Annotated in this window: 11 protein-coding genes and 1 pseudogene; all 12 read left to right on the forward strand. The window is 38.7% G+C overall.

The annotated features are described in order from the left end of the window. The first annotated feature begins 13 nt into the window (after nucleotides 1-13). The 12 genes and pseudogenes from I0Q91_RS09060 to I0Q91_RS09115 all read left to right on the forward strand — a co-directional run bounded on the left by I0Q91_RS09060 (nucleotide 14) and on the right by I0Q91_RS09115 (nucleotide 14552). On the forward strand, nucleotides 14-661 hold the full coding sequence (locus tag I0Q91_RS09060; protein WP_270454175.1) for a PHP domain-containing protein: 648 nt from the start codon (nucleotides 14-16) through the stop codon (nucleotides 659-661). A gap of 722 nt (nucleotides 662-1383) precedes the next feature. Then, entirely contained in the window at nucleotides 1384-2541 is a 1158-nt protein-coding gene (locus I0Q91_RS09065; protein ID WP_270454176.1) for a YibE/F family protein, read from the forward strand. Nucleotides 2542-2912: 371 nt separating this feature from the next. Continuing rightward, a complete protein-coding gene (locus I0Q91_RS09070) occupies nucleotides 2913-3689 on the forward strand; it encodes a hypothetical protein (protein WP_270454177.1) in 777 nt (258 codons plus the stop codon). Beyond that, entirely contained in the window at nucleotides 3689-5992 is a 2304-nt protein-coding gene (locus I0Q91_RS09075) for a DEAD/DEAH box helicase (RefSeq protein ID WP_270454178.1), read from the forward strand. The genes I0Q91_RS09070 and I0Q91_RS09075 overlap by 1 nt, the downstream gene beginning before the upstream one ends. Then, nucleotides 5934-7097 (forward strand): ribonuclease H-like domain-containing protein, encoded by a 1164-nt coding sequence (locus I0Q91_RS09080; RefSeq protein ID WP_270454179.1) that lies wholly within the window; start codon nucleotides 5934-5936, stop codon nucleotides 7095-7097. Before I0Q91_RS09075 ends, I0Q91_RS09080 begins: the two co-directional genes overlap by 59 nt. 2 nt (nucleotides 7098-7099) lie before the next feature. After that, complete coding sequence (locus I0Q91_RS09085) at nucleotides 7100-7618, forward strand: hypothetical protein (RefSeq protein WP_270454180.1); 519 nt, start codon at nucleotides 7100-7102, stop codon at nucleotides 7616-7618. Between the two features lie 95 nt (nucleotides 7619-7713). After that, a complete protein-coding gene (gene msrB / locus I0Q91_RS14450) occupies nucleotides 7714-8442 on the forward strand; it encodes a peptide-methionine (R)-S-oxide reductase MsrB (RefSeq protein ID WP_345790968.1) in 729 nt (242 codons plus the stop codon). A 12-nt stretch (nucleotides 8443-8454) separates the two neighbouring features. After that, nucleotides 8455-9018, forward strand: a pseudogene (locus tag I0Q91_RS09095) (peptide-methionine (S)-S-oxide reductase); the annotation flags it as partial. 117 nt (nucleotides 9019-9135) lie between these two features. Next, the gene (locus I0Q91_RS09100) at nucleotides 9136-10272 is read left to right on the forward strand and encodes an ABC transporter substrate-binding protein (protein WP_270454181.1); all 1137 of its coding nucleotides are present in this window, start codon (nucleotides 9136-9138) and stop codon (nucleotides 10270-10272) included. After that, nucleotides 10269-12509 (forward strand): HD domain-containing phosphohydrolase, encoded by a 2241-nt coding sequence (locus I0Q91_RS09105; RefSeq protein WP_270454182.1) that lies wholly within the window; start codon nucleotides 10269-10271, stop codon nucleotides 12507-12509. Before I0Q91_RS09100 ends, I0Q91_RS09105 begins: the two co-directional genes overlap by 4 nt. Before the next feature lie 154 nt (nucleotides 12510-12663). Continuing rightward, complete coding sequence (grdA, locus tag I0Q91_RS09110; RefSeq protein WP_270454183.1) at nucleotides 12664-13134, forward strand: glycine/sarcosine/betaine reductase complex selenoprotein A; 471 nt, start codon at nucleotides 12664-12666, stop codon at nucleotides 13132-13134. 92 nt (nucleotides 13135-13226) lie between these two features. Further along, nucleotides 13227-14552 carry a glycine/sarcosine/betaine reductase component B subunit gene (locus I0Q91_RS09115; protein ID WP_282550584.1) on the forward strand — a complete coding sequence of 442 codons (1326 nt, stop codon included), beginning with the start codon at nucleotides 13227-13229 and terminating at the stop codon, nucleotides 14550-14552. The last annotated feature ends 26 nt before the right edge of the window (nucleotides 14553-14578 follow it).

The following is a 14578-nucleotide window of genomic DNA, read 5'->3' on the forward strand; positions in this document are numbered from 1 at the left end:
TGGTGGTGGAAAGATGCTATTCGATACCCATATACATGAGAACTTATTTTCAGGTGATAGCCATTTAAGTCCTGACCAGGTTCTAGAAGAGGCTGTGGAGGCCGGCCTGGATGGTATCTGTATAACAGACCATGAGAGTAATGGTTTTAAAACATATGTTGATGAATATGAAGATAGATATGGTATAAAAATTATTGTTGGCGCCGAGGTTCTTACCAGGCAGGGAGATATTCTGGTCTTTGGCTTTGATGATCTGCCAGAGAGGGTTATTCCTGCAAATATTCTGTTGGCTGATGTTGAAAGGGCCGGGGGAGTTGCGATTGCTGCCCATCCCTTCAGGAAAAATTACAGGGGGATTGGTGATAATATAGATCATCTGGCTGATCTGCTCCATGGGGTTGAGGGCTTAAATGGCTCAACCAGTGACAGGAATAATTATAAGGCAATAGAATCTGCTAATTATAATAATCTGCCGTTACTGGGAGGCAGTGATGCCCACAGACCTGGGCGGATTGGGAAATATATTACCGAGATTGAAGCAGAAATTAATGACGAGAATGATTTTATTAATGCAGTTAGATCAGGCAGGGTAAGGCCGTTGTATCAACATGAAGGTCGTTATCTGCCATTAAAACCTCTAGAAGAGGCAGAAGCAGTTTAATTATTAGTATATTGGATGCACCAGATACTGCTTGCATTTATTAGATGGCTGTGATAAGATATATTACGGTGAATCTAAGAAAACTTTTTTTAGGGGATGATCTATTATTTACTCGTTAATATTCATAGGAATATTATTTGCTTTAGCAGGGCTTTTATTATACAAAAATGAGATCAAGATTTATAGGACAAATGATGACTCAATTAAGAATAACTTATATAATTTTCAGGTACAGTTAGGTTTGTTGACTCTTGCTTTTGGAATGGCTACATTTTTCTTGCCTTTATTTTATTCTTTCTTTGGAACTGTTGCTTTAACGATTTATTTTGTGGTTATTTCCCTTGGGATTGTAAGGCTCTTGCTGAAAAACAGGAATCTATTAGCTTTGCTGATCAATCGGGGAATATCAAGTTTGAATTAAAGTTAGGCTATTGCTAACGAATTTATACCGTAATTATACCGAAGCTTTAGCGAATCTAAACCGAATCTGGACCGAAGCGAGACCGAAGCCAGACCGAAGCGAGACCGTATTTAGGCTATGTCAATATATAATTAAATAAAGAGAAATTTGCTATCTCAACTGGAAATCCTTCTGGTTGAGGTTTTTTATTTTATTAATGAATTATAAAAGCAGGAATATCAATTGAAAACTAGAATTAATATGTTAGTAGAAATAAATGTAATGGTGAATTTAAGATATAACTGGAGTGGTGAGTTTTAAAATGAAGAGTTTAAATAGATTATTTTTTATTGTTGTTGTAATCATGCTGGTTGGCCTGCTAGCTATGCCTGGATTGGCTGTTGATGATTTTTCTGGAGATGAACCAGGGGCTGGAGGGGCTGAACAGTTTGGGCAGCAGGTTGCTCCTGACGTTGAAGAGGAATATTTGCGGGGAAGAATTGTTGATCTGACCACTGAAGAGAATCCAGACGAGTATTTGAGTTTGAGGCAGATGCTTGAAGTTGAGGTGACTTCTGGAGAGTTTTCTGGCGAGGTCATTACTGCGGAGCATGCTGTTATGGAGAATAATATTTATGGTGATGAGAGGCTTGAAGAGGGAAAGCGGATCATTCTTCAGGCTTATACCGGTGATGGCGAGATAGTTGAGGCTTATTTTCATGATCTGGCCAGGGAGCGGGGGTTAATCTATTTAGGGATTATTACTCTGCTTGTATTGATTGTTGTGGCCAGAAAACAGGGACTTAAGACTATTATTACATTGATTTTGACCCTGGGGCTTATCTTCTTTTATCTGATCCCGGCCCTTGCTGAAGGAGCGGCTCCGATACCGACAGCAGTGGCGAGCTCAATTGTTATGATTATTATTATTCATGGGATTATCGGTGGCTGGAGGTTGAAATCGCTGATAGCTATTTTAGGAACTGTAACCGGGGTTCTGCTGGCAGGTTTGCTGGCCTATGGCTTCGGTCAGCTGGTTAATCTGACTGGCTTAAATAATGAAGAGGCGAGACTGCTGATAGGTACTGGTCTTGATCTGAATCCTAAAGGGATATTATTTGCTGGAATTATTATTGGTTCATTAGGGGCTGTTACTGATGTGGCAATGTCGATAGCTTCTTTTGCGGAAAATACCTGGAAGAATGACAGGGAGATATCAGCCAGAAAGTTATATAATATCGGGATTGCTACAGGCAAGGATATTATTGGAACTATGGCCAATACATTGATTTTAGCATATGTAGGTAGTTCTCTGGCCTTATTGATTTTATTTTATCATTTTAGTGGAGGCTGGATTGATCTGATTAATTTTGATCTGGTGGCTACTGAAATTGTAAGGGGACTGGCTGGAACTGCTGGCCTGATAGTGACAATACCTGTTACAGCGCTGCTGGCATCGTTCTTTTATACCAGTCGCTAGTTATTAGTCTGATTGCCGGCAGGATTGATTGCAGTTGTTGATATTTGCTGATATAATTAACATATGTTCGGGTTAGTTATTATCAGGATATATAATTATATTTAATTCTGGAGTGTAATTTGATTTAGAAACTGTCTGGATTGTAATCAGGGTAAAATATAGTGAAATACTGGAAGAGTTCTGGAGTATTGTAGTGGATAAGCTGGAGCACTACTGGAGCAAACCTGGAGCAATCCCGGAGCAATCCTGGAGGAAACCTGGAGCAGTTATAGAGGAGAATATAATTTTATCTGGATATGAGTAATATAAATCAGGTGGGCCTGGCCAGAAAAGGTTTTCTGACCAGGCTTTTTTATCAGGAGGGGTTTTAGTTGGAGTCCAATAGGAATCTGGAGTTGAAGACTTATCTGATTATGATTTCAGGCTTAACATTATTGACCGGTTTTAATAGTTTTATTTCTGGGGGCAATCAGTTTATCACCAATAATCTGCCGCTGCCTGGTATTTTGCAGATTGTTTTGAATATGTTGATTGTTCTCTTTTTATATGGCCTTTTAGGTCTCTATGGGATTAAGATCGGCAGGGAATTTAATCTGCCCGGGATCTGGCCTGATAGTTATCCAGGCTTTAGATACTGGCTGGAACCGGCTGTGCTCGGGCTTGGATTGACTGCCCTCTATATCGTTTTAGACTTAAGTTTTGCTCCAATACATAATTTAGGGTATCTGCCTCAGCCAGAGCTACCAGAGGCTATTCTAGTTGTTTTAATCTCAGCTATAAGTGGTGAGCTTTTATTCAGGCTATTTTTGATACCATTTGGTGCCTATTTGATTGTTATGCTCTGGAGGAATTTCGGTGGGATTGGGCTTGAGGCTAAAGAACAGATTATTAAGAGGGTTTTCTGGCCTCTGGCTGGAATTTCCGGGGTAGTTTATGTCTTTTCATATCTGCCCAATCTTATTTATAGTTACGGGGTTGAATCATTATTTAATCTGCCGGTGCCGCTATTGATACAACTCCTATTAATGTATGGCAGTCTTGGCATGCTGGCTGCCTGGCAGTACAGGAGACAGGGTTTTCTGGCTGCGGTTCAGGTCCATTTCTGGGCTGCTTTATTCTGGCATATTGGCTGGGGAGGTATTTTTTAATGAATCTGGCTCAACTATCTGATAAATTGAAATATTTAAATGAGGTGACCCATTACAGGGAGCTTCCTGGTCAGGAGGCTACCTATGCTGATTTCCCTGAGGGTTTATCTGATAGATTAGTAGATGTTCTGGAAAAACAGTGGATTTCCAGGCTTTATAGTCATCAGGCTGAGGCTATTGAACATATTAAAAAGGGCAGGGATACTGTGGTTGTAACACCGACTGCTTCAGGTAAGACTCTCTGTTATAATCTGCCTGTTTTAGATAGCATCTTGAAGGCTGAAGAGAGCCGGGCCCTTTATTTATTTCCGACCAAGGCTTTAGCCCAGGATCAGTTAAATGAGTTGCTGGAGCTTTCAGAGGAGTTAGATGCTGGAGTTAAGACCTATACCTATGACGGCGATACGAGACCGGCGGTTAGAAAGAGTATCCGCCAGGCCGGTCATATTGTGCTGACCAATCCGGATATGCTCCATACTGGAATTTTGCCCCATCATACAAAATGGGTTAAACTTTTTGAGAATTTAGATTATGTTGTAATCGATGAAGTTCACAGTTATCGGGGAGTTTTTGGCAGCCATGTTGCCAATGTGATCAGGCGACTTAAGCGGATTGCTGAGTTTTACGGGTCTGATCCGGTCTTTATTACTGCTTCGGCAACTATTGCAAATCCGGCAGAGCTGGCCAGCCGTTTAATCGGCAAAGATGTTGAGCTTGTTGATAATAATGGGGCTCCCCAGGGACCCAGAGATTTCTTCTTTTATAATCCGCCGATTGTTAATCAGGAGCTGGGGATTAGAAAGAGTTATGTCCTTGAGAGCAAGTATCTGGCCAGGCGTCTGCTGAAAAATAAGATTTCAACGATTGTCTTTGCCAGGACCAGGCTCAATACGGAGCTTTTATTATCCTATCTGAGAGACGAGATTTCGGCTAATAGCGAGATTGCCGGATATCGGGGTGGCTATCTCCCTGATGAGCGTCGGAGAATTGAGGAAGGGCTCAGGGATGGTTCGATTTTAGGGGTTATCAGTACCAATGCCCTGGAGCTGGGGATTGATATTGGCCAGCTTGAGGCCTGTCTGATTGCCGGTTATCCTGGGGCTGTCTCTTCAGTCTGGCAGCAGGCTGGCCGGGCCGGCCGGGGACAGCAGCGGGCACTGACTATTTTAGTTGCCTCATCCAGTCCTTTAGATCAGTTTATGATTAATCATCCTGATTATTTCTTTCAGCAGCCACCGGAAAGTGGCCTGATTAATCCGAATAATTTATTGATTTTAATCTCCCATATTAAATGTGCGGCCTTTGAGCTGCCCTTTGAAGAGGGGGAGATCTTTGGAGTTGAGTCGACTGCGGAGATTTTAGATTATTTAGTTGAAGAGAGGGTGCTCCATTTCAGGAATGGCCGCTGGTACTGGATGACTGATAAGTATCCTGCCCAGGATATCAGTCTCAGGAGTGCTTCCAGTGATGATTTTGCTGTGATTGATATGACTGCGAATAAGAATCAGGTAATCGGTAAGGTCGATTATTTTGCAGCGCCAACGACTATTCATGAGAAGGCTATTTATATTCATGGTGGCGATCAGTATCAGGTCCAGGAGCTTGATTTTGAGGATAGGCGGGCTTTAGTTAAGAAGGTGGATGTCAATTATTATACTGATGCTTCCCTGGCTGTGGAACTCAAGGTGTTAGAGGATTTTGAGCGGCAGGGTGCTGGCGAGAAAATTTATGGCCATGGCGAGGTTTCTGTGACTGCCAGGGCGACGATGTTTAAGAAGGTTAAATTTAATAGTCATGAAAATGTGGGATATGGCGATATTAATCTTCCAGAACAGGAGATGCATACGACAGCTTACTGGCTGACAGCTCCAGCTGATTTAAAGGAGAAACTGGGTCAAAATAAGCTGGAGAATGGCCTGATTGGAATTGCCAATCTGATTGAGAATATAGCTCCATTATTTCTGCTGGCTGATTCCAGGGATTTAAAGAATACTGTTCAGATTAAATCACCCTTTACCGGGCTGCCGACTATTTTCTTTTATGATAGTTATCCTGGCGGAATTGGCTTGAGTGAGAAATTATTCAGGGTTCATGAAAAGTTGCTGGACCGGGCCCATGAGCTATTAACTGACTGCCCCTGTGAGCAGGGCTGTCCTTCCTGTGTTGGACCAGGCAGTGAGGTTGGCCTGACTGCCAAGGAAGATGCCGATCTGATTCTGACCATTTTAAAGCGAGGCGATAATTATGAATCTAAGGGAAAAATTAAAGAAGATGCCAGGTCAGAAAAGGGAGCAGACCGATAGTCCTGAAAAACCGGCTACTGTCTACCTAGAGGAGAATCGATATCCTTTATCCTATTGTCATGGCAGGTATAGTCTTGAGGACTTTTCTGAGTATCCTTTTCAAAATGCTGGAGCAATATTTGATTTACCTGAAGAACTTTCCAGGGATGAACTCTTATTTTTAGATACTGAAACGACAGGACTTGCCGGTGGAGCCGGGACAGTGGCTTTTATGATTGGGCTGGCCTACTTTGCTGGCGATGAGGTTGTTTTAGAGCAGTATATAATGCGAGATTATGATGAAGAACCGGACCAGCTTGAGGCTGTTAAAGAAAGAATTGAGGAGCGGAGTAATTTGGTGACCTTTAATGGGAAATGCTATGATTTTCCGCTTTTGAAAGATAGATTTATTATGAATCGGCTGGAACCGCCTGTTCTGGATAATCATATTGATCTTTTACATCCTGCCAGGAGCTTATGGCGTCATCTGCCTTCCTGTAGCTTAAAGGCTCTGGAATGGCAGGTGATAGATTTCAGGCGGGGAGAGGATATTGATGGCAGTCAGGTGCCTGAACAGTACTTTCAGTATCTTAAGGAGAAAGATTTTGAGCTTTTAAGACCGATTATTGAGCATAATAGGGATGATATTATTTCGATGATAAGTCTGGCCAGGCATTTAGGTGAGATTGTGAGCCTCAGTGATTCTATTGATTGGGATGGCAATAAGGCTTATAATTTAGGATATCTATTTGAGAAGGATGGACAGCTGGAAAAGAGTATCAGGTTATATGAAAGGGCAAGGGATTTACAGGATTCAGCCAGGTTATTAACGAGAATTGATAAGAAGCTAACCTGGCAGTATAAGCGGGCTGATTGTTATGATCAGGCTATTAAGATCTGGCAGGAGATGATTAGAGAGAAACGAGGCGGGCTCTTTCCCTGGGTTGAACTGGCTAAATATTATGAGCACCAGGCAAAGGATTATGATTCTGCTCTGAAATTGGTTGAGGCAGCTAATAAGTTTCTTTTATCCAGGCGGTATTATATTTCAGACTGGAAAGATAGGAAGGATGCTTTAGATCATAGATTGGACAGGCTCGAGAGGAAGCTGGCCAGGAGGGAGTAATTATGATTGAATTAGTCGGGCAATTATTTTACTTGATAATAATTCTTTTTATACTTTCTTTTAGCCGGGAGTTTGGCAGGTTTTTGATATTGCTTTATTTAAAGGTTCCTGGCAGTAAAATAAAGCTTAATCCGTTCCAGTTTCCCCATTATATTGAGCTTTATAATGGTGAGAAATGGATTAAATCTACTGAAGAAGATTTTCTGGCTGCTTATTACAGATATGAACCGGCCAGGCGCGGTGGCTTTGCTCTCTATTCATTCCCCTGGGTTTTTGAGTCGCTGGTTTTATTTATTAGTTATATCTTTATTAATACTATGGTTTCAACTGATCTAGCCAGTTATTTGATAATTTTATCTCTTATTTTTACCGGGGCAATTTTTATTTATCAGTTAATTATTTTTTGGAGAACTGAGGAGTATAGAGGAGATTTTATTGTTTTGTATGTTCTTTCTCCAGCAGCAGGAGTAGCCTCTGTAGCTTTATATTATATTTTTAGGTTAATTTTATTGGTCTTTTAGTTTAATAATAACTGTTATTAATTTACTAGAAAATATGATATAATGGTGTTAATATTTAGAAAGAGAAGATCTCTTTTTAAGGAGGTTTTAAAAAATTGAGAGGCCTAATTATTGCCGGTATTGTTCTTTTAGGTTTTACTTTGCTGTTTTTTGCTGGAGAAAGGGGGCTGACAGGTAATATGAGTTCTGAGAAAAATAATGTGGATTTTGAAGTTATGGGTGGTTCCAGTTGTGGCGTTGACGACGAAAATAGTTGCCAGGCAAGTACTGATGGCAATTTAGATCTTTCAGATGTAGATGATCCATTATTAGATGAGCTGACTGAGATGCAATATTATGTCACCCAGATGGATGGTACTGAACCGAGATTTAATAATGAATTCTATGACCATAAAGAGCCAGGTATCTATGTAGATGTTGTTTCAGGTGAGGCTTTATTTAGTTCAGTTGATAAGTATGATTCTGGTTCTGGCTGGCCAAGTTTTACCAGGCCATTAGTTGAGGAAAATATTGTTGAAAGAGAAGATAGAAGTTTTGGCATGAATCGGACTGAAGTGAGGAGTAAAGAGGCTGATTCCCATTTAGGTCATGTTTTTCCTGATGGGCCGGAACCGACTGGTATGAGATATTGTATAAATTCAGCTGCTTTGAGGTTTATCCCGGCTGATGAATTAGAAGAGAGAGGCTATGGTGAATTTACTGAACTTTTCTCTGAAGAGGAATTACAATCAAACCCTGAATCTAATGAAAATGCAAATTTGATTGAACTTGATCAGGAGGTTGCAGATATTGATACTGAAAAGGCAACCTTTGCCCTTGGCTGATTCTGGGGCCCGGATGCATTCTTCGGGATTTTGCCTGGAGTAATTAGAACCCGGGTCGGTTATGCCGGTGGCATAAGCGATAATCCAACCTATCATAATATTGGCGATCATACCGAGACTATTCAAATTGAATATGATCCTGATCAGATTAGTTACAGGGAATTACTTGAGATCTTCTGGGATAATCATAATCCTGCAACTCAACCGAGATCGAGACAGTATATGAATATTTTATTCTATCATAATACTGATCAGAAAGAAGAGTTTGAAGAGTTGAAGCTTGAATATGAATCTGAATCTGGCAGAGAGGTTAAGACTGAACTAAAGGAATATGAAGAATTTTATTTAGCAGAAGATTATCATCAGAAATATTATCTTCAGTCTAACTCAAGATTTAAGAATCATTACAGGGACATCTATGATTTGAGTGATTTCATTGATTCTACGGTAGTTGCCAGAGTTAATGGTTATTTAGGGAGATATGGCACAGCTGAACAGTTGTTAGAAGAGATAAATAAGCTTGGTTTGAATGAGCAGACTGAAAGTTATTTAAAAGAAAGATATAATATTGAGTAATATTTTTTAGCCGGCAGAAATTGCCGGCTTTTTTTGCTTTTATTTACTTAGTTTGCAGGGATTTTGTGTTTTTTATAGAACTATCTTACTATGACCTTTAAACCTGGGAGTGTTCTTATGAAATTGCAAAAATTTATCATAATATTTATTATAATTGCTGCAATAGTTATTGCAACTTCTTTTGTTTTTAATCAGAATGAGGTTGTTAAAGTTGGAGTGCTTGTTAATTTAAGTGGTTCCCATTCTGATGTTGGAATAGATATTAGAGATGGTGTCAGGCTGGCAGTTGATGAGATCAATAGTTTAGGATCATTAGAGGGTTATCAGTTTGAATTGATGATCAGGGATCATGAGATGGATATTAAAAAAGCCCATGCCGCAATCGATGAATTTAATAAGGCAGGAGTTGAAGTTATAATAGGTCCAACTTTAAGTGGCATGATTAGTAGTGTTATTAATAAAATCAATGACCTGGATATGCTTATATTGAGCCCCACTTCTGGCAGCAAGGCTTTGATTTCAGCTAATAATAATCTTTTTAGAATGGTTCCTTCATCTGAAGAGGAACAGCGATTAGTTGTTAATCATATTTTAGGTGAATATCCTGATGCCAAGGTAGCTCTTATTTACGATAGGTCTAATTATGCCTTTACTGCTGATTGGAGACAGCAATTATCCTCCAGGTTATTAAGAGGCGGAGGTAGATTAGTTGAATCAAGGGCATATGATTTTACCAGGCTCGATAATCATAGAGTACCAGTACATAATTTGAGCAATGATTTTGATGCTCTTGTTATTGCCGCTAATCCAATAGATACCGCCATGCTGGTTCAGAATTATTATAATATTTCTGGAGAAGATATGAAACAGGTTTATGCAACCCGCTGGTCTTTTGATAGATCGGTTATTGATTATGGAGGAATGGCTGTTGAGGGCTTGATTATACCCCATCCCTGGGAATATAATAGTGAGAGTTATGGAGATAGTGAATTTAATTTGAGTTTTAATGAATATTATAATAGAATGCCTGGTTTTGGAGCATATTATGGATATGAAACAGTTTTGATTCTAAAGGAGTTGCTGGCTGATGGAGTTGATTATAAAGCTAGAGACATCAGGGAAGAGCTTGAGTCTGGTAGAGCTTTTAAAGGTATCGATGGCAGAATAAGATTTAATCAATTTGGTGATGCCATTAGGGCAATCCATCTATATCAAATAGAAAATCAGGATTTTAGGAGGATTGATGCTCGTTGATTGGTGGCGGCAATAATAAGTCTATCTCATTAACTTTAATAATAACTTTTTTATTACTTATTGGGATTCCTCTTTTAATAATTGTTGGTCTGGTCTGGAGATATTCAATTTCAGAAACTACAGAGAATATCAATAACCAGAATATGAATCTTGCGAGAAGTTTAAGCGGTCAGATAGAGGGTTATTTTGAGACTGCTGAACAAACAGCTAATAATATTGAGAACCATCTTAATCATAATCAGAGCCTGGCAGATAATATAAGTTATTTGAATTCTATTTTAGAAAATAACAATAGATTGAAGAGTGTTCTTATAACTGACAATACCGGTAAGGTCAGGGTTGAAGCACCTTATAATCTTGGTATGAGCGGTTTGTTTAAACGATTGCCAGTATTTAATGATGATCAGGTTTATTACTGGACGAATAGTTATATTTCTCATCGGGATCAGGAATTAACAGCTGAAGTTGTTAAAGATTTTTCAGAGGGCTATATCTTTCTGGAAATAGATTTAACGAGATTAAATCAATATATAGATGGTATTACGGATAAGCATGATTTATTTATCTTTGATAGAGATGGGGTAGCTCTTGCAGGGACTATTGCTGAACCGATTAGACAGCAGGAGAATTTTTATAGATTTGACTTTATACAGTCTGCCCTTAATGGGGAAGAGGTTGTTACTAGAGAAAATAGTCCTATTCATCATGATATTCATTTAATAAGTAGTACTAATCTGGACAGGCTTGGCTGGGCTGTAGCTGTATTTATGCCAGCTGATGAGGCGTATGGTTTAATAAATCAGATTTCCCAGATAATGCTTATTGGAATTATCATGACAATTATTTTAGGGTTATTAGTTGGCTGGAGAAATCTTAACTATATCACAAAGCCTCTCAAAGACTTAACTGAAGAAACAGAAAAGATCGCTAATGGGAATAGAGAAATTAATTCAATTAAAGATGGTTATTTAGAAGTTAATCAATTAAGTGAAAGTTTCAAAACTATGATTGAAGAGATTCGAGAAAATGAATTAGAACTTAAAGAAAAACAGGAAGAGCTTCATGCTAGCTATGAACAATTAGAGGCCTTAAATGAAGAAACTACAGCTATGAATGAAGAATTAGAGGCTTCCTATGACCAGATTAATAGTCAGGTTGAACAACTTGAGAAAATTATTGATTTAACTGTTAATTTAAAGGTTGCTGAAGGAATTGATGAAAATAAATTTCTTGAGGACTTACTAGATACTGCAATCCAGATAGTTCCTGAAGCTGATTACGGTTCTATTGTTAAATATTATCAGGATCATGCTGAATTTGTATATTCCATTGGCCATGATTATAATATATTGAAAGATTTAAAAATAGACAAGGAGATTTTTGAACTGGAGAGTAAGGATGAAATTACTGTTATTAATCATATTTATGATACAACTATTCCTTATTTAAAAGCTAGAGATAGAGAGAAGTTTATTACAGCAACCAGGCCGATAAAGGAGACTATGATTTTTGATTTATATATTGATGGGGAAAAGATGATTGGTTTAAGTCTTGATATCAAAGAAGACAGTAATAAATATTTTGATAGAAATTCTGAGAAATCAATGCAGGCTTTTCAGAATCTGGCTTCTGCGTTTTATTCGATGCAATATTATAGCAAATTACAGTCAGAGTTTCAGAGAGATATTTTATCGGCTATGTTAAGTTTGCTATCTATCCATGATGAATATACAGAATCACATTCGCAGCATGTTGCAGAATTATCCAGTCAGATTGCGTCAGAATTAGGGCTTTCAAATAAGCAGATAAAAGAAACTTACTGGGCCGGCCTTGTTCATGATATAGGTAAAACTCTGATACCTGACCAGATATTAAATAAGCAGTCAGGACTTGATCCTGATGAGTATGAGGTTATTAAAAATCATCCCCGCTGGGGTTATGAGGCTTTAAGGACCTCTTCCAGGCTTGAGGAAATAGCCAGATATGTTTTATATCATCATGAAAGAGAGGACGGTAAGGGCTATCCAGTTGGGCTTTCTGGTGATGAAATTCCGATTGTTTCAAAAATATTGAATGTGGCTGATGCCTGGGATGCAATGACTTCTAAAAGGTCTTACAGGGATCCTTTGCCTTATGAGGAAGCCAAAGATGAACTTGTGGAAAATTCAGGCAGTCAGTTTTCAGAAGAGGTTGTTGAAGTTTTTCTAAAATTATATGAAAAAAATAAATTTCTTTAGTTAGTTGAAGGGTAGGGCATTATGCTCTACCCTTTTTGAATTAGTAAAAAAATAATAGTAAAAATACTTAATCATGATTGACAAGTAATCGTGATTATGATAATATTAACTTGATAAAAAGTTAACATTCACAAATGAGGAGGGAGGTGGAAAGATGTTAGCCGGGAAAAAGATTGCAATTTTAGGCGATAGAGATGGAATTCCTGGTCCAGCTATTGAAGAGGCTTTAAAAAGTACAGAAGCAGAAGTCGTCTTTACCACCACTGAGTGCTTTGTGTGAACAAGCGCCGGTGCTATGGACCTGGAAAATCAGCAAAGAATAATGGATTTAGCCGATGAATACGGCCACGAAAATATGGTCGTTATCCTGGGAGGAGCTGAAGCAGAAGCTTCAGGTCTCGCATGTGAAACAGTAACAAACGGTGATCCAACCTTTGCAGGTCCACTGGCTGGAGTCCAGTTAGGGCTCGCGTGCTATCATATTTTTGAACCAGAAATTAAAGATGCTATTGATGAGGATGTCTATGAAGAACAGATTAGTATGATGGAAATGGTTCTTGAAGTTGATGAAATTATAGATGAAGTTAAAGAATATAGAGAAAAGTTTAGTAAATATAGTTTATAAAAACAATTGAATAAAGGAGGGTAATTTTCCTCCTCCTTTATTTTTGTTCTGCATTGTGCGTATATCCACAATTTATGAAAGGGGTGTTTATATTGAAATTAGAAATTGGTAATTTTCATGTAGATGATATTAAGTTTGGAGATTCTACTGAATTTAATGATGGAGTTTTAACTATTAATAAAGATGAAGCTCTACATGTTGTAAAAGAAGACAAGCATATTACCGATGCTGATATTAAGATAGTAAAGCCTGGTGATCAGGTTAGATTGGTTCCTGTAAAAGAAGCTATTGAGCCAAGATATAGAATGGATGGAGGCCCTTTATTCCCAGGAGTAACTGGTGCGTTACAGCAAGCTGGTGATGGAATGACTATGGCTTTAAAGGGTACCAGTGTATTAGTTGTTGGTAAGCACTGGGGAGGTTTTCAGGATGGCTTGATAGATATGGCAGGTGAAGGTGCAAAATATACTTATTTTTCACAGCTGAAAAATATTGTACTTGTTGCTGATACTGATGAAGAATTTGAAAAGAGAGAGCAGCAGAAAAAGAATAAAGCTCTTCGCTGGGCTGGTATGAGGTTAGCTGAGTATATTGGAAGAACTGTAAGTAATCAGGATCCAGATGAGATTGAAGAGTATGAATTAGATCCGATTACAAAAAGAGATACTGATGTAGATGATCTGCCAGGTGTTGTTCTGGTAATGCAGCCACAGACTCAGATGGAGGAAGATGGCTATAATGCTTTAAATTATGGCTGGAATGCTAATCATATGTTGCCAACCTTTATGAATCCCAATGAAGTTCTTGATGGTGCTATGATTTCTGGTAGTTTTATGCCCTGTTCTTCAAAATGGTCAACCTATGATTTTCAGAATTTTGAATTGATCAAAAGATTATATGAGGAGCATGGAAAAACAGTTAATTTCCTTGGAGTAATAATGTCTAACCTTAATGTTGCTCTTGAGCAGAAAGAAAGATCAGCCCAATTTGTGGCTAATATTGCCTCTAATTTAGGAGCAGAAGCAGCTATAGTTGCTGAAGAGGGTTACGGTAATCCAGATGCTGATTATATTGCCTGCCTTGTTGCCCTGGAAGATGCAGGAGTAAAAACAGTCGGTGTCAGTAATGAAGCTACAGGTCGTGACGGTGAATCTCAGCCGCTAGTTTCTTTAGATCCGAAGGCTGATGCTTTAGTATCGACAGGGAATGTTTCAGAATTAATAAAACTGCCGCCGATGGATGAGGTTATTGGAGAATTAGAAGCTTTAGCTAGAGACGGACTTTCTGGCGGCTGGGATGATGATGAAGAGCTTGGATCATCAGTTAAAGAAGATGGCTCAATTATCATGGAAAATAATGCTATGTTCTGTGGCGATGGAATATCTGGCTGGTCAACAAAAACAATGAAAGAATTTTAGATAGATATTTTGAGGAGGTGGATTAT

The organism is Halonatronomonas betaini, from assembly GCF_015666175.1.
Taxonomy (GTDB): domain Bacteria; phylum Bacillota; class Halanaerobiia; order Halanaerobiales; family Halarsenatibacteraceae; genus Halonatronomonas; species Halonatronomonas betaini.